The organism is Pseudomonas huaxiensis (assembly GCF_003231275.1).
Classification (GTDB): Bacteria; Pseudomonadota; Gammaproteobacteria; order Pseudomonadales; family Pseudomonadaceae; genus Aquipseudomonas; species Aquipseudomonas huaxiensis.
Genome location: NZ_QKVL01000013.1, coordinates 132,148 through 148,331 on the forward strand (window position 1 = coordinate 132,148; position 16,184 = coordinate 148,331).

Below are 16,184 nucleotides of genomic sequence, written 5' to 3' on the forward strand. Positions count from 1 at the left end.
CAAGGTGGCCGATGGCCCTATGATGGGCCTCGTTTCCAGGAGAACGCGCATGTCGCTGCCATCGCTCAAGGACCAGTTCGCCGCGTTGATCGCCGCGCCCTCGGTCAGTTGTACCCAACCGGATCTGGACCAGTCCAACCGCGGGGTGATCGATCTGCTTGCCGGCTGGCTTGGCGACCTGGGTTTCACCTGCGAGATCCAGCAGATCACGCCGGGCAAGTTCAACCTGCTCGCCAGTTACGGTAGCGGCCCCGGCGGGCTGGTGCTGGCCGGGCACAGCGACACCGTGCCCTACGATCCGCAATTATGGAAAAGCGACCCGCTGACGCTGACGGAAGTCGGTGATCGCTGGGTCGGGCTCGGCGTGTGCGACATGAAGGGTTTCTTCCCGCTGATCATCGAGGCGGTCCGGCCGTTGCTCGATCAACCGTTCCGTCAGCCGCTGCTGATCCTGGCGACCTGTGACGAAGAAAGCTCGATGTCCGGCGCCCGCGCCTTGGCCGAGGCGGGTCGTCCGCTTGGTCGCGCCGCAGTGATCGGCGAGCCGACCGGGCTGAAACCGATTCGTCTGCACAAGGGCGTGATGATGGAGCGCATCGATATTCTTGGGCGCAGTGGCCATTCGTCGGATCCGTCTTTGGGCCAGAGCGCTCTGGAAGCGATGCATCAGGTCATGGGCGCCTTGATGGAACTGCGTCAGCAATGGCAGCGCGAGTACAACAACAGCCAGTTCAGCGTGCCCCAGCCGACCCTGAACTTTGGCTGCATCCATGGTGGCGACAACCCCAATCGAATCTGTGGTCAATGCGCCCTGGAATTCGACCTGCGCCCCCTGCCGGGCATGGACCCGCAGGTGCTGCGCGCGGCGATTCGCGGCAAGCTGGCGCCGCTGGCCGAGCAGCATCAGGTGAAGATCGACTATGCGCCGCTGTTCCCGGAGGTGCCGCCATTCGAACAGAGCGCCGATGCGGAACTGGTGCAACTGGCCGAACGTCTTACCGGTCATGTGGCCGAGGCAGTAGCCTTCGGCACCGAAGCGCCTTATCTTCAGCGCCTGGGCTGCGAAACTCTGGTCCTCGGCCCCGGTGACATCGCCTGCGCCCACCAGCCCGGCGAGTACCTTGAACTGTCACGCCTGGACCCTACAGTGCGTGTGTTGCGTGAGTTGATCCAACATTACTGCCTCAGCCCGGCCGCCGGCCGCTGAGCCACCTTGCCTTGCAAAGGAGAACGCGTGTGACGCCTTGCCTGCTGCGACGATAACCCTTCGAGCGCTGTTGCTGTTCCGTTCTTGTCTTCATTTCTACAGGCTCAGGTTATGCCCGAATACGTCAATTGGCTGCGTCATGCTTCGCCTTACATCAATGCTCACCGGGACTGCACCTTCGTGGTCATGCTCCCGGGCGATGGGGTCGACCACCCCAACTTCGGCAATATCGTCCACGACCTGGTGCTGTTGCACAGCCTCGGGGTTCGTCTGGTGCTGGTGCACGGTTCCCGCCCGCAAATCGAAAGCCGCCTGAGCGCACGCGGTCTGAGCGCCCACTACCACCATGGTTTGCGCATCACTGACGCGGCGACCCTGGAGTGCGTCATCGACGCGGTTGGCCAACTGCGCATCGCCATCGAAGCGCGGTTGTCCATGGACATGGCCGCCTCGCCGATGCAGGGCTCGCGGTTGCGGGTGGCCTCGGGCAACCTGGTGACCGCGCGGCCGATCGGCGTGCTGGAAGGCGTGGACTATCACCACACCGGTGAAGTGCGCCGGGTCGACCGCAAGGGCATCAGTCGCCTGCTGGACGAGCGCTCCATCGTCCTGCTGTCGCCGCTGGGCTATTCGCCCACGGGTGAAATCTTCAACCTGGCTTGCGAGGACGTCGCGACCCGCGCCGCCATCGAGCTGGAGGCGGACAAGCTGTTGCTGTTCGGTGCCGAGCCGGGTCTGCTGGACGCTACGGGGCGTCTGGTCCGGGAAATCCGTCCGCAGCAGGTGGCGCCTCACCTGGAGCGCCTCGGCTCCGACTACCAGGCCGAGCTGCTGGATGCCGCTGCCGAAGCCTGCCGGGGCGGCGTGGCGCGCAGCCATATCGTCAGCTACGCCGAGAACGGCGCGCTGCTCAACGAGCTGTTCACCCGCGAAGGCGGCGGCACGCTGGTTGCGCAGGAGCAGTTCGAACTGGTGCGGGAGGCGGCGATCGAGGATGTCGGTGGCCTGCTGGAACTGATCAGCCCGCTGGAAGAGCAGGGGATTCTGGTGCGTCGGTCGCGCGAGGTGCTGGAGCGCGAGATCGAGCAGTTCAGCGTGGTGGAACGCGAAAGCGTGATCATCGCCTGTGCGGCGCTGTATCCGATTGCTGATTCCGATGCGGGTGAGCTGGCGTGCCTGGCGGTGAATCCGGAGTATCGCCATGGCGGTCGCGGTGATGATCTGCTGGAGCGTATCGAGACGCGGGCGAGGGCGTTGGGGTTGAAAACGCTGTTCGTGCTGACGACCCGGACGGCGCACTGGTTCCGCGAGCGAGGGTTTGTGCCGAGCGGGGTCGAGCGGCTGCCGGCGGCGCGGGCGTCGCTGTACAACTATCAGCGCAATTCGAAGATTTTCGAGAAGGCTTTGTAGGTATTGAGGTCCTGATCGCCGGCAAGCCGGCTCCCACAGGTCCGGTGTACGCTGACCCTTGTGGGAGCCGGCTTGCCGGCGATGAGGCCATAAAAAACGCCGCCTGATCAGGCGGCGTTTTCATTTACACGGTATGCAGGTACCAGTTGTACTCGAGGTCGGAGATGGAGTGCTCGAACTCCTCCAGCTCGCTTTCCTTGCACGCGACAAAGATGTCGATGTACTTCGGATCGATGTACTTGTTGAGGATCTCGCTGTCGTCCAGCTCGCGCAGGGCATCACGCAAGTTGTTCGGCAGGCTCTGCTCAACCTGTTCGTAGGCGTTGCCTTCGACCGGCTTGTTCGGCTCGACCTTGTTGGTCAGGCCGTGATGCACGCCCGCCAGCACGGCAGCCATCAACAGGTACGGGTTGGCGTCGGCACCGGCTACGCGGTGTTCAAGGCGCACAGCGTCCGGCGTGCCCGTCGGAACGCGCAGGGCCACGGTGCGGTTGTCCAGACCCCAGCTTGGCGCGTTCGGCACATAGAACTGGGCTCCGAAACGACGGTACGAGTTGACGTTCGGGCAGAGGAACGCCATTGACGCTGGCAGGGTCTCGAGCACACCGCCGATCGCGTGACGCAGCGCGGCGTTCTGCTCGGGATCCTCGCTGGTGAAGATGTTCTTGCCATCTTTGTCCAGCACCGAGATATGAACATGCAGACCGTTGCCCGCCTGGCCCGGGTAAGGCTTGGCCATGAAGGTGGTGTCCATCTCATGGTCGTAGGCGATGTTCTTGATCAGGCGTTTGAGCAGAACCGCGTAATCGCAGGCCTTCAGCGGGTCGGCGACATGGTGCAGGTTCACTTCGAACTGCGCCGGGGCGCTTTCCTTGACGATGGCGTCAGCCGGAATGCCTTGTTCCTTCGCACCTTCGAGGATGTCCTGAAGGCAGTCGACGTATTCGTCGAGGTCGTCGATCAGATAAACCTGGGTCGATTGCGGACGTTTGCCGGAAATCGGCGAGCGTGGCGGCTGTGGACGACCGTTCACGTTTTCCTGGTCGATCAGGTAGAACTCCAGCTCGAACGCGGCGCAGATGGTCAGGCCCATCTCGTCGAACCTGGCCACGACCTGACGCAGGACTTCCCGCGGGTCGGCGAAGAACGGTGCACCTTCGATTTCGTGCATGGTCATCAGCAGCTGCGCGGTAGGGCGCTTCTGCCAAGGCTCGTTGGAGAGAGTGTCGGGGATCGGATAGCAGATGCGGTCGGCGTCGCCGATGTCCAGGCCCAGGCCAGTGCTTTCGACCGTGGAACCGTTGATATCCAATGCGAAGAGGGAGGCCGGCAGGTTGATGCCTTTCTCGTAAACCTTGTGGAGGCTGGTGCGCTCAATGCGCTTGCCGCGCACCACACCATTCATATCTGCAATCAGAAGGTCAACGTAGAGAACCTCAGGATGTTCCTTAAGGAACGCGTTCGCTTCGTTAAGCTGAACGGCACGCGGGGGTACCGACATGATGCAACACCTTTGTTGTTAAAAATATCAATCAATGGGGGCTTGCAGGCCCAGTCAATCGGAAAGCCCGAATGAAGTCAAGCAAGCCCCATGATGCCCTAAAAGGGCGCCATAGCGGCATTTTTGCTGCAATTCAGGGCATCCACAAGCGCTGCTTTCGTCGTGAAAGGGGTGAAACGAGTAAGCCGTATTTTATTTTTTACGGGGTGGTTGTGTAAAAAAATGAACAAGGCTAAGCTCGGTCGCAACCCATAACATCAATAATACCGGGGGTTACATGTCACGCCTGTCGATCATTGGCGACACCGGCTGCCCTGTGCGGGCGGGTCTGGATGCCATTTCCGCGAGCAGCGAACGCTATCTGTCAGTAGCGTTGGCGCCGGCCAAAATAGTTGACGGCCAAGGCGACGTGTTCCCGATCGTTTCATCTACTCATACTGCCTTTCATCACTATAGCGGGCTCCTCTGCATCACGGGCAATGCCGGTGACGCATTCTCCTCGCGCGCCTTTTGCTTTGGGCCGTCGGGGGATCCAGAATGCTGGAGACGGCCTGACATAGGCGTCTTGACTACAGTCCAGGCATTTACCTGCTGAGGTATTTATGAGTAGCAGCAATCTCGACCAGCTCACCGATTGGCTGAAAGAGCACAAGATCACCGAAGTCGAATGTCTGATCAGCGACTTGACCGGTATCACCCGGGGCAAGATCTCGCCAACCAACAAGTTCATTGCCGAAAAGGGCATGCGCCTGCCCGAAAGCGTCCTGCTGCAGACCGTGACCGGCGACTACGTCGATGACGACATCTATTACGAGCTGCTGGACCCGGCCGACATCGACATGATCTGCCGCCCCGACGAGAACGCCGTGTTCCTCGTACCGTGGGCCATCGAGCCGACTGCCCAGGTGATCCACGACACCTACGACAAGAAGGGCAACCCGGTCGAGCTGTCGCCGCGCAACGTGCTCAAGAAAGTGCTGAAACTCTATGCCGACAAGGGCTGGCAGCCGATTGTGGCGCCGGAAATGGAGTTCTACCTGACCAAGCGCTGCGAAGACCCGGACTTCCCGCTGCAGCCGCCGATCGGTCGCTCCGGCCGCCCGGAAACCGGCCGCCAGTCGTTCTCTATCGAAGCCGCCAACGAATTCGACCCGCTGTTCGAAGACGTCTATGACTGGTGCGAACTGCAGAACCTCGACCTGGACACGCTGATCCACGAAGACGGCACCGCGCAGATGGAAATCAACTTCCGTCACGGCAACGCCCTGTCCCTGGCCGACCAGATCCTGGTGTTCAAGCGGACCATGCGCGAGGCAGCGCTCAAGCACAATGTCGCCGCCACCTTCATGGCCAAGCCCATGACCGGCGAGCCTGGCAGCGCGATGCACCTGCACCAGAGCATCATTGACGTGAAGACCGGCAAGAACATCTTCTCCAATGAAGACGGCAGCATGAGCGAGCTGTTCCTTTACCACGTCGGTGGCCTGCAGAAGTTCATCCCCGAAGTGCTGCCGCTGTTCGCCCCCAACGTCAACTCGTTCCGCCGCTTCCTGCCCGACACCTCGGCGCCGGTGAACGTGGAGTGGGGCGAGGAAAACCGTACCGTCGGCCTGCGCGTCCCGGATGCCGGCCCGCAGAACCGCCGTGTCGAGAACCGCCTGCCTGGCGCCGACGCCAACCCTTACCTGGCCATCGCCGCGAGCCTGCTGTGCGGCTACATCGGCATGGTCGAAGGCATCAATGCCAGTGCCCCGGTCGTGGGCCGTGGTTACGAACGGCGCAACCTGCGCCTGCCGCTGACCATCGAGGACGCCCTGGAGCGCATGGAAAACTGTCGTGCGCTGGAGAAGTACCTGGGCAAGAAATTCATTGCCGGCTACGTCGCCACCAAACGGGCCGAGCACGAGAACTTCAAGCGCGTGATCAGCTCCTGGGAACGTGAGTTCCTGCTGTTCGCGGTCTGATCAACCCCGGGGCCGCAGGAGCGCGGCCGCCAGAAAACGGAGAAGCACATGAGCGTCAAGAACCCGCAAACCCGCGAGTGGCAGGACCTGAGTCGTGATCATCACCTGGCGCCTTTCAGCGACTATAAACAGTTGCAGGAAAAGGGCCCGCGGATCATTACCAAGGCCCAGGGCGTGCATCTGTGGGACAGCGAGGGCAACAAGATCCTCGACGGCATGGCCGGCCTGTGGTGCGTGGCGGTCGGCTATGGCCGTGAAGAACTGGCCGATGCGGCGAGCAAGCAGATGCGCGAGCTGCCGTACTACAACCTGTTCTTCCAGACTGCTCACCCGCCGGCGCTCGAACTGGCCAAGGCGATCTCCGACGTGGCCCCGGAAGGCATGAGCCACGTGTTCTTCACCGGCTCCGGCTCCGAAGGCAATGACACCGTGCTGCGCATGGTCCGTCATTACTGGGCGCTGAAGGGCAAGCCGCAGAAGAAGACCATCATCGGCCGCGTCAACGGTTATCACGGCTCCACCGTGGCCGGTGCCAGCCTGGGTGGCATGTCCGGCATGCACGAGCAGGGCGACCTGCCAATCCCGAACATCGTTCACATCCCGCAGCCATACTGGTTCGGCGAAGGTGGCGACAAGACCCCGGAAGCGTTCGGGATCTGGGCGGCCGAGCAACTGGAGAAGAAGATCCTCGAAGTCGGTGTCGACAACGTCGCTGCCTTTATTGCCGAGCCGATCCAGGGCGCGGGCGGGGTGATCATTCCACCAGAAAGCTACTGGCCGAAGATCAAGGAAATCCTCGCGCGCTACGACATCCTGTTCGTTGCCGACGAAGTGATCTGCGGTTTCGGCCGCACCGGCGAGTGGTTCGGCTCCGACTACTACGACCTGAAACCCGACCTGATGACCATCGCCAAGGGCCTGACTTCCGGCTACATCCCCATGGGCGGCGTGATCGTCCGTGACGAAGTGGTCAAGGTGCTCAACGAAGGCGGCGATTTCAACCACGGCTTCACCTATTCCGGCCACCCGGTGGCAGCGGCGGTGGGCCTGGAAAACCTGCGGATTCTGCGCGACGAGAAGATTGTCGAGCGCGTTCACGAGGAAACGGCACCCTATTTGCAGAAACGTCTGCGCGAGCTTAATGACCACCCGCTGGTGGGCGAGGTCCGCGGTCTGGGCATGCTCGGCGCGATCGAACTGGTCAAGGACAAGGCCACGCGTACCCGTTACGAAGGCAAGGGCGTCGGCATGATCTGCCGCCAGTTCTGCTTCGACAACGGCCTGATCATGCGCGCCGTGGGCGACACCATGATCATCGCTCCGCCGCTGGTGATCAGCCGCGAAGAGATCGATGAACTGGTTGAAAAGGCTCGTAAATGCCTGGATCTGACCCTCGAAGCACTGGGCTGATCAACTGCTAGGCTGGCATGGTGGCTTTGCGGCATTGCCGAGGCGGCTCTTTCCTTGAAAGAGCGCCTTGGATCTTGCCAGACTAGTGCCTGTTTCAGCCGGGTGCCGACAGGGCCGGCCGCTGAACAGATGGCTTTATAAAAATTCTGGAGCAATAACGCATGAAGAAAATGGGCAAGACGCTGTTGGCCGTTTCCCTCGCGGGGATGATGGCTAGTGCTGTTCAGGCGGACAACAAGGTCCTCCACGTCTACAACTGGTCCGACTACATCGCCCCGGATACCGTCGCCAAGTTCGAGAAGCAGACGGGCATCAAGGTCGTCTACGACGTCTTCGACAGCAACGAGACCCTGGAAGCCAAGCTGCTGGCGGGCAAGTCCGGTTACGACGTAGTGGTACCGTCCAACAACTTCCTGGCCAAGCAGATCAAGGCCGGCGTTTACCAGGAGCTGGACAAGTCCAAGCTGGCCAACTGGAAAAACCTCGACGAAGACCTGCTCAAGGCCGTCGGCGACGCCAGCGACAAAGGCAACAAATACGCCTTCCCGTACATGTGGGGCAGCATCGGCATCGGCTACAACCCAGAGAAGGTCAAGGCCGCGCTGGGCGTCGACAAGATCGATTCCTGGGACGTGGTGTTCAAGCCCGAGAACATCGCCAAGCTCAAGAGCTGCGGCGTGAGCTTCCTCGATGCACCGACCGAGATGATCCCGGCCGCGCTGCACTACCTGGGCAAGCCGACCGCGAGCAAGGACAAGGCTGACCTGAAGGCCGCCGAAGACCTGTTCATGAGCATCCGTCCTTCGGTGACCTACTTCCACTCCTCCAAGTACATCTCCGATCTGGCCAACGGCAACATCTGCGTCGCCGTCGGTTACTCGGGTGATCTGGAGCAGTCCAAGGCCCGCGCCCACGAAGCCGGCGACAAGGTCAAGCTGGACTACGTGATTCCGAAAGAAGGTGCCGGCACCTTCTACGACATGGTCGCCATTCCGAAGGACGCCGAGAACGTCGACGCCGCCTACCAGTGGATGAACTTCCTGCTGCAGCCGGAAATCATGGCCGAGATCACCAACTCCGTGCGCTTCCCGAACGGCAACAAGGCCGCCACTGCGCTGGTAGACAAAGACATCTCCGGCGATCCGAGCATCTACCCTTCGGATGAAGTGAAGAAACAACTCTATGCGATCAGCGACCAGGACCCGGCCACCCTGCGCCTGGTGACTCGTAGCTGGACCAAGATCAAGTCGGGCAAGTAAGCCGGCCTGACGCCCCCAGGCGCGGTGAAAGCCGCGTCCTGTGGGGGCTGCAATGCAAAATTCTTTTGCTGGTCAGGTGTATCGAAGGTAAGTTGCGCGCCGGTTTGCATGGCCGGCAGGTATTTCTGCCGTATGCCACGGGCACTAATGTAGAGGACCTCCCACTTGTCTATTTCTGTATTTCGCAAGGCCGTCATGGCTGGAGCGGGTCTGACGCTGGCTTGCAGCGTCCAAGCGGCGCCAACGGTGCACATCTACAACTGGTCGGACTACATCGGCCAGACCACACTCGCGGACTTCGAAAAGTCGACCGGCATCAAGCCGCTGTACGACGTGTTCGACTCCAATGAAACCCTGGAAGGCAAGCTCCTGGCCGGTCGCACCGGCTATGACGTAGTCGTGCCGTCCAACCATTTCCTCGGCAAGCAGATCAAGGCCGGCGCGTTCCAGAAACTCGACCGTGCGCAGTTGCCGAACTGGGAGAATCTCGACCCCGCCCTGCTCAAGCGCCTGGAGCGTAACGACCCGGGCAACCAGTACGCCGTGCCGTACCTGTGGGGCAGCAACGGCATCGGCTACAACGTCGAGAAGGTCAAGGCGGTGCTCGGCACCGACAAGATCGACTCCTGGGCCATGCTGTTCGAGCCGGAGAACATCAAGAAGCTCTCCAGTTGCGGCGTCGCCTTCCTCGACTCGGCGGACGAAATGCTGCCGGCCGTGCTGAATTACATGGGGCTCAATCCCAATAGCGAAAACCCCAAGGACTATGAAGCTGCCGAGAAGAAACTGCTCGCCGTGCGTCCTTACGTGACCTACTTCCACTCCTCCAAGTACATATCCGATCTCGCCAATGGCGATATCTGCGTCGCCGCGGGCTTCTCCGGCGACATCTTCCAGGCCAAGGCCCGTGCTGAAGAAGCCGGCAAAGGCGTGGAAGTGGCGTATGTGATTCCCAAGGAAGGCGGCAACCTCTGGTTCGACATGCTGGCCATCCCCAAGGATGCCGGCAACGTCAAAGAGGCCCACACCTTCATCAACTATCTGCTCAAGCCTGAGGTCATTGCCCAGGTCAGCGATTACGTTGGTTATGCCAACCCTAACCCCAAGGCTGGCGACCTGATGGACCAGGATGTTCGCAAGGACGCGGCGGTTTATCCGCCGCAGGAAGTGCTGGACAAGTTGTACGTCAACTCTGAGCTACCGCCCAAAGTGCAACGTTTGATGACCCGCATCTGGACCAAGGTCAAGTCGGGCAAATAAAAATCCGTACCCGTCACGGCAGGGGCGGGTACAGAACATTCTGTTGGGAGTTTCACACATGGCAGTTGCCTCCGGCGCCTACAAAAAAGCCCTCGAGGGCGATCAGCAACCTAAACAGGTGCTGGTCAAGATCGACCGGGTCACAAAGAAGTTCGACGAAACCATCGCGGTGGACGATGTCTCGCTCGAAATAAAAAAGGGTGAGATCTTCGCGTTGCTCGGCGGCTCCGGTTCGGGTAAATCCACCCTGCTGCGCATGCTGGCCGGTTTCGAGCGTCCGACCGAGGGGCGTATTTTCCTCGATGGCGTCGACATTACCGACATGCCGCCCTATGAGCGGCCCATCAACATGATGTTCCAGTCCTACGCGCTGTTCCCGCACATGACCGTGGCGCAGAACATCGCCTTCGGCCTGCAGCAGGACCGGATGCCCAAGGCCGAGATCGAAGCCCGTGTGGCCGAGATGCTCAAGCTGGTGCACATGACCCAGTACGCCAAGCGCAAACCGCACCAGCTCTCCGGCGGTCAGCGTCAGCGCGTCGCCCTGGCCCGCTCGCTGGCCAAGAGCCCCAAACTGCTGCTGCTCGATGAGCCGATGGGTGCACTGGACAAGAAACTGCGTTCGCAGATGCAGCTTGAACTGGTGGAAATCATCGAGCGGGTCGGCGTGACCTGCGTGATGGTGACCCACGACCAGGAAGAGGCCATGACCATGGCCCAGCGCATCGCCATCATGCACCTGGGCTGGATTGCCCAGATCGGCAGCCCGATCGACGTGTACGAGACCCCGACCAGCCGTCTGGTCTGCGAGTTCATCGGCAACGTCAACCTGTTCGACGGTGAAGTGGTCGACGACGCCGAAGGCCACGCGCGCATCGCCAGCCCAGAGCTTGAGCGCCACATCTACGTCGGCCACGGCATCACTACCTCCGTGGAAGACAAGCGCATCACCTACGCCCTGCGCCCGGAAAAACTCCTGGTAACGACTCAACAGCCAACCTGTGAGTACAACTGGTCGCGCGGCAAGGTTCACGACATCGCCTACCTGGGCGGCCACTCGGTGTTCTACGTCGAGCTGCCGAGCGGCAAGATCGTCCAGTCCTTCGTCGCCAACGCCGAACGCCAGGGCTCGCGCCCAACCTGGGGCGATGAAGTGTACGTCTGGTGGGAAGACGACAGCGGCGTGGTACTGCGGTCATGAACATGCGCAAGCTCAAGCGAGCCCTCAATCGCATAACACCCGAGGGGCGCCATCTGGTCATCGGCGCCCCGTTCCTGTGGCTGTTCCTGTTCTTCATGCTGCCGTTCTTCATCGTTCTGAAGATCAGCTTCGCGGAAGCGGATGTGGCGATCCCGCCGTATACCGAGATCTACAGCTACGTTGAAGACAAGATCCAGGTGGTGCTCAACCTGGCCAACTATGGCCTGCTGACCCAGGACGAGCTGTACATCTCGGCTTACCTGGGCTCGTTGAAGATGGCGTTCTTCAGCACGCTGCTGTGCCTGCTGATCGGCTACCCGATGGCCTACGCCATTGCCAATGCGCGCAAGGACATCCAGACCGTCCTGCTGCTGCTGATCATGATGCCGACCTGGACCGCGATCCTGATCCGCGTGTATGCCTGGATGGGTATCCTCAGCAACAACGGCCTGCTCAACGCCTTCCTGATGTGGTTGGGGCTGATCGACGAACCGTTGCAGATCCTCAACACCAACCTCGCGGTGTACATCGGCGTGGTCTATTCGTACCTGCCGTTCATGATCCTGCCACTGTTCGCCAACCTGGTGAAACACGACCAGAGCCTGCTGGAAGCGGCGTCGGACCTGGGTTCGAGCACCTTCAACAGCTTCTGGAAGATCACCGTACCGCTGTCGAAAAACGGCATCATCGCCGGCTGCATGCTGGTGTTCATTCCGGTGGTGGGCGAGTTCGTCATCCCCGAGCTGCTGGGCGGCCCGGAAACCCTGATGATCGGTAAGGTGCTCTGGCAAGAGTTCTTCAACAACCGCGACTGGCCGGTGGCGTCCGCCCTGGCGGTGGTCATGCTGGCGATCCTGATCGTGCCAATCCTCCTGTTCAACCGCAGTCAGGCCAAAGAGATGGAGGGCAGGGCATGAAGCGTTTCGGATTCTCCAAGCTGATGCTGGTGCTCGGCCTGCTGTTCATCTACCTGCCGATGCTGATCCTGGTGATCTACTCGTTCAACGCCTCCAAGCTGGTGACGGTCTGGGGCGGCTGGTCGATAAAGTGGTACGTCGGCCTGCTCGACAACACCCAGCTCATGGGTTCGGTGATGCGCTCGCTGGAAATCGCCTGCTACACCGCGGTTGCCGCAGTGGCGCTGGGCACGCTGGCCGCCTTCGTGCTGACCCGCGTGACCCGCTTCAAGGGCCGCACGCTGTTCGGCGGTCTGGTCACCGCGCCGTTGGTAATGCCTGAAGTGATTACCGGTCTGTCGCTGTTGCTGCTGTTCGTGGCCATGGCTCAGATGATCGGCTGGCCGCAGGAGCGTGGCATCGTCACCATCTGGATCGCCCACACCACCTTCTGTGCTGCGTATGTCGCGGTGGTGGTCTCGGCCCGTTTGCGCGAGCTGGACCTGTCCATCGAAGAAGCGGCCATGGACCTGGGTGCGCGGCCGTGGAAGGTGTTCTTCCTGATCACCATCCCGATGATCGCGCCTTCGCTGGCGGCGGGCGGCATGATGTCCTTCGCCCTGTCGCTGGATGACCTGGTACTGGCGAGCTTCGTGTCGGGTCCTGGCTCGACCACCCTGCCGATGGAAGTGTTCTCGGCGGTGCGTCTGGGCGTGAAGCCCGAGATCAACGCCGTGGCCAGCCTGATCCTGCTGGTGGTGTCGTTTGCCACCTTCCTGATCTGGTACTTCAGCCGCCGTGCCGAAGAGCGCCGCAAGCGTGCGATTCAGCAGGCGATCGAAGAGAGCGCTGCGGATTCGTGGAAACAGCCGGATGTGCGTCGCCCGGCGGCGGCTCAGGCTTGATCTGCTGATCCCGCTTCGCGACGGTTCGGCGCCCCGACAAGCTCGCTCCTACAGGCCATGCGGTCCTCTGTAGGAGCGAGCTTGCTCGCGATGCGGCCCCGAAATTTATTTCCCAGGCACCAACCGCAACGTCCCCTCCGTCTCCCCCGCCAGCCCCAACCACGCCCGCTGGTATTTCCCCTCGATATACGCCTTCGCCTGATCCGCATAATGCCGATCAAACAACACCCCACTCTGCCCGACCGGATTGATGCTCAACGCCGTCCCCGCATCGGCGAAATCGATCAGCCGCCGCGTCGACGGTCCATAGGTCACCGGCCAGGGCGCCGGGCCGAGCTTCGCTGACAGATTGTTCGGCACCTCATGGGTCCCGGGTGCCGCGAACGGTCCGACGTTGAACACACGGTCCAGCGGCTTCTGCATGCCCAGCGGATGGCCGTGGGTCAGGGTGTGAGCCTTGCCCCATTGCCAGCTCGCCGGGTCCGTGCCGAGTGTGTCGCGCAGGTGCGCCAGGGTTTTGTCCCAGGCGCGTTTGACCACCGCCGCGCGACTGCCGCGCTCGCTGCTGCCCTGGCTGTCCCACCACGGCGAATCGGCGTCGGCGGCGAGGCGCGGTAAAGCGGCATCGATCACCCGGGTCGACAGCAGTGTCTGGAACCAGCTATCGCCCAGTTCGTCGTGCATCGCGGCGTACGTAAGCTCATAGAGAAACTGGTTGAACAGCGTGGCGTTGACCGAATCCAGCGGGTAGTCGCCGCGCCAACCGGCCAGTTGCTCCACCAGCTCGCGCCCCTGCTCGTCCTGCACCACCTGCCGCAACACCCCGAGCAGCGGCCCGAGGGTGCGCGGGCCGTAATCGGTGCTGGTGCCCAGTTGCAGCGCCTGGCTGTTTTGCAGGTCCCATTTGACCTGCGGGTCGGCCAGTTGCCGGTCGAGTTGCTGACCACGATCGGCGAGGTTGTAGTAACCGGGAACGACCATGCCGCTGGGTGACAGCGGCTGGAAGTTGGCGGAGACGATATAGCCGCTGGCCGGGTTCTCCGACTGCGGGTTGGCACTGAACGGGTAGAAACCGGATTTGTCGGCCTGGGTGGTGCTGCCGTCGAGGATGAAGGCCGGGTTCACGCCGTCCGGTCGCACCGGCAGCGCTGCTGCGGCCCACCAGCCAATATCGCCCTTGGCGTTGGCCCAGACAAAGTTCAGGCCCGGTGCCTGGACTTTCTGCACGGCGCTGCGCATGGCATCCAGGGTGCTGGCGCGGTTGATCGCGTAGAAACCGTCGAGAATCGGGTTCTCGGTTTCCAGAAAGGCCCACCACATGGCGATCGGTGTCGGGCCCGCGTCCTGGCCGATCACTTTGTTGACGATGGGACCGTGGGGCGAGCGCAGCAGGGTGATGGTCTTGTCCGCCTCGCCTTTGACCTTGAGGGTCTGTTCGGTGCGGGTCAGTGCCTGCCACTGGCCACCCACCATGACCTGATCGGGGTTGTCCGGGTTGACCCGCTCGGCGATCAGGTCGATGTCGTCGTTCTGGAACATGGTCAGGCTCCAGCCGAAGTCGCGGTTGTGCCCGAGGGAAGCAAAGGGGTTGAGCGCCTGGTAATAGCCGTACAGGTGGAAGCCCGGCGCCGACAGCTCGGCCTCGTACCACACCGACGGCACCGAGAAGCGGATATGCGGGTCGCCCGCCAGCAACGGCTTGCCGCTCTGGGTGCGCTGGCCGCTCACGGCCCAGGCATTGCTGCCCTCGAACTGCGGCAGGCCGGCTTCGCCGAGGGCTTGCTGGCTGACCAGCGCCAGGTGGCTCAGACTGTTCCAGTCGGCGTCGGCCAGTGCCGGCGCCTTTTGCAGCACGCCGTCGGGATGCCAGTCGAGGTCGAAGACCTTCAGGTAGTCGGCGCCGAGGTGGTCGCGGATGAAGGTCAGCAACGGCTCGGTGCGAAACGCCGCAGCGAAGCTGTAGGCCATGAAGCCGGCGATGCTCACCGTGTCCTGCGCCGTGAAGGGGCGCGGCGTGATGCCCAGCGCATCGAACTCCATGGGTTTCGGATGCGCGGCCTGCCAGGCATTCACGCCGTCGAGGTAGGCCTGCAGCGCTTTCCAGGCTGGAGACTGCTTGTCCTGCCGATCCACGTAGACCTGCGCCTGCTCGGCAATGCGCAGGCTGCGGAACAGGGTGTCGGTGTCCACCAGCTTTGGCCCCAACACTTCGGCCAACTCACCTCGGGCCAGGCGCCGGGTGATTTCCATCTGGAACAGCCGGTCCTGGGCGTGAACGTAGCCGAGGGCGCGGTACAGGTCGTTTTCGTTCTGTGCCTGGATATGCGGGACCCCGCGCTCGTCGTAGCGCACGCTGACCGGCGCCTGAAGATTCGCCAGGACCAATTCGCCGTTGCGCAGCGGCTGTTTGCCCTGCACATACCAATAGCCACCACCTGCGGCCACGGCGACGATGGCGACGGCGAGAAGGGAGAGACTGCGTTTCATCGAAGCTCCTTGCAACGGGTCCGGAGGATCTTTCTTCCAGTGAGTCGGTCATCTTTCGGACAGAGGATAGACTTTTGCAACCTAACCCATCAGCCAGGAGTTGCGGCCATGGATCTCAGCGAAAAACAGAAAATGCTCACAGGCCAGTTGTACCGGGCCTCCTGTGCGGAATTGCAGGCTGAGCAGAGTGCCAACAAGCACTGGATGCAACGCTACAACGGCTGCGCTGACCTGCTCAATGAACAGCGCCATGAACTGCTGGCTGCGCATTTCGCCACGGTCGGAGCGGATGTGGTCATCCGTCCACCGTTCTATTGCGACTACGGCTACAACATCGACGTGGGTGCGCGGGTCTTCATGAACTTCAACTGCGTGATCCTCGACGTCTGCCCGGTGAGCATCGGCGACGACTGCCAGATCGGCCCGGCGGTGCAGATCTACACCGCCGACCACCCCCGCGACCCGGAACTGCGCCGCAGCGGCCTGGAAAGCGGCAAGCCGGTGAAGATCGGCCGCAATGTGTGGATCGGCGGCGGAGCGATCATCCTGCCAGGGGTGACTGTTGGCGATAACGCGGTGATTGGCGCCGGCAGCGTGGTGACCCGCGATGTGCCGGCGGGAGCGACGGTGGTGGGGAATCCGGCGCGGGTGCGCTAAGCGGGAAACGCCGCTATCACATGGGGT

At 61.9% G+C, this 16,184-nt stretch carries 12 protein-coding genes; 10 read left to right on the top strand and 2 right to left on the bottom strand.

Features of this window, described 5'->3' with window-relative positions; all coding sequences use genetic code 11:
• Positions 1-49: 49 nt before the first annotated feature.
• On the top strand, positions 50-1,207 hold the full coding sequence (gene argE / locus DM374_RS16165) for an acetylornithine deacetylase (RefSeq protein WP_110970763.1): 1,158 nt from the start codon (positions 50-52) through the stop codon (positions 1,205-1,207).
• Positions 1,208-1,318: 111 nt separating this feature from the next.
• A complete protein-coding gene (gene argA, locus DM374_RS16170) occupies positions 1,319-2,617 on the top strand; it encodes an amino-acid N-acetyltransferase (protein WP_110970764.1) in 1,299 nt (432 codons plus the stop codon).
• 124 nt (positions 2,618-2,741) lie between these two features.
• On the opposite strand, the gene DM374_RS16175 is transcribed toward argA, so the two are convergent.
• A complete protein-coding gene (locus tag DM374_RS16175) occupies positions 2,742-4,118 on the bottom strand; it encodes a glutamine synthetase family protein (protein ID WP_095156416.1) in 1,377 nt (458 codons plus the stop codon).
• Positions 4,119-4,720: 602 nt separating this feature from the next.
• Here DM374_RS16175 and DM374_RS16180 point away from each other — a divergent pair.
• The 7 genes from DM374_RS16180 to DM374_RS16210 all read left to right on the top strand — a co-directional run bounded on the left by DM374_RS16180 (position 4,721) and on the right by DM374_RS16210 (position 13,013).
• Positions 4,721-6,082, top strand: a complete 1,362-nt coding sequence (locus tag DM374_RS16180; RefSeq protein ID WP_110970765.1) for a glutamine synthetase family protein — start codon at positions 4,721-4,723, stop codon at positions 6,080-6,082.
• Between the two features lie 48 nt (positions 6,083-6,130).
• The gene (locus tag DM374_RS16185; RefSeq protein WP_110970766.1) at positions 6,131-7,492 is read left to right on the top strand and encodes an aspartate aminotransferase family protein; all 1,362 of its coding nucleotides are present in this window, start codon (positions 6,131-6,133) and stop codon (positions 7,490-7,492) included.
• Between the two features lie 161 nt (positions 7,493-7,653).
• Positions 7,654-8,751 carry a polyamine ABC transporter substrate-binding protein gene (locus DM374_RS16190; RefSeq protein WP_110970767.1) on the top strand — a complete coding sequence of 366 codons (1,098 nt, stop codon included), beginning with the start codon at positions 7,654-7,656 and terminating at the stop codon, positions 8,749-8,751.
• Positions 8,752-8,916: 165 nt separating this feature from the next.
• Complete coding sequence (locus DM374_RS16195) at positions 8,917-10,011, top strand: polyamine ABC transporter substrate-binding protein (RefSeq protein ID WP_110970768.1); 1,095 nt, start codon at positions 8,917-8,919, stop codon at positions 10,009-10,011.
• 58 nt (positions 10,012-10,069) lie between these two features.
• Positions 10,070-11,212: an ABC transporter ATP-binding protein gene (locus tag DM374_RS16200; RefSeq protein WP_110970769.1), complete on the top strand. Its 1,143-nt coding sequence runs from the start codon at positions 10,070-10,072 to the stop codon at positions 11,210-11,212.
• Entirely contained in the window at positions 11,209-12,129 is a 921-nt protein-coding gene (locus DM374_RS16205) for an ABC transporter permease subunit (protein ID WP_095156410.1), read from the top strand. The genes DM374_RS16200 and DM374_RS16205 overlap by 4 nt, the downstream gene beginning before the upstream one ends.
• Positions 12,126-13,013, top strand: coding sequence for an ABC transporter permease subunit (locus DM374_RS16210; RefSeq protein ID WP_110970770.1), 888 nt, complete (start codon positions 12,126-12,128; stop codon positions 13,011-13,013). The genes DM374_RS16205 and DM374_RS16210 overlap by 4 nt, the downstream gene beginning before the upstream one ends.
• A 105-nt stretch (positions 13,014-13,118) precedes the next feature.
• Here DM374_RS16210 and DM374_RS16215 read toward each other — a convergent pair whose 3' ends face one another.
• Positions 13,119-15,500: a penicillin acylase family protein gene (locus tag DM374_RS16215; RefSeq protein WP_110970771.1), complete on the bottom strand. Its 2,382-nt coding sequence runs from the start codon at positions 15,498-15,500 to the stop codon at positions 13,119-13,121.
• A 108-nt stretch (positions 15,501-15,608) separates the two neighbouring features.
• Between DM374_RS16215 and DM374_RS16220 the strand changes: the two genes are divergently transcribed.
• Entirely contained in the window at positions 15,609-16,157 is a 549-nt protein-coding gene (locus tag DM374_RS16220) for a sugar O-acetyltransferase (protein ID WP_110970772.1), read from the top strand.
• Positions 16,158-16,184: the final 27 nt, after the last annotated feature.

Bases quoted from the DNA above. Each gene is read 5' to 3' on its own strand.
- DM374_RS16205 (WP_095156410.1), top strand. From the start codon at position 11,209: ATGAACATGCGCAAGCTCAAGCGAGCCCTCAATCGCATAACACCCGAG.
- DM374_RS16185 (WP_110970766.1), top strand. From the start codon at position 6,131: ATGAGCGTCAAGAACCCGCAAACCCGCGAGTGGCAGGACCTGAGTCGT.
- DM374_RS16190 (WP_110970767.1), top strand. From the start codon at position 7,654: ATGAAGAAAATGGGCAAGACGCTGTTGGCCGTTTCCCTCGCGGGGATG.
- DM374_RS16175 (WP_095156416.1), bottom strand. From the start codon at position 4,118: ATGTCGGTACCCCCGCGTGCCGTTCAGCTTAACGAAGCGAACGCGTTC.
- DM374_RS16180 (WP_110970765.1), top strand. From the start codon at position 4,721: ATGAGTAGCAGCAATCTCGACCAGCTCACCGATTGGCTGAAAGAGCAC.
- DM374_RS16210 (WP_110970770.1), top strand. From the start codon at position 12,126: ATGAAGCGTTTCGGATTCTCCAAGCTGATGCTGGTGCTCGGCCTGCTG.
- DM374_RS16215 (WP_110970771.1), bottom strand. From the start codon at position 15,500: ATGAAACGCAGTCTCTCCCTTCTCGCCGTCGCCATCGTCGCCGTGGCC.
- argA (WP_110970764.1), top strand. From the start codon at position 1,319: ATGCCCGAATACGTCAATTGGCTGCGTCATGCTTCGCCTTACATCAAT.
- DM374_RS16220 (WP_110970772.1), top strand. From the start codon at position 15,609: ATGGATCTCAGCGAAAAACAGAAAATGCTCACAGGCCAGTTGTACCGG.
- DM374_RS16200 (WP_110970769.1), top strand. From the start codon at position 10,070: ATGGCAGTTGCCTCCGGCGCCTACAAAAAAGCCCTCGAGGGCGATCAG.
- argE (WP_110970763.1), top strand. From the start codon at position 50: ATGTCGCTGCCATCGCTCAAGGACCAGTTCGCCGCGTTGATCGCCGCG.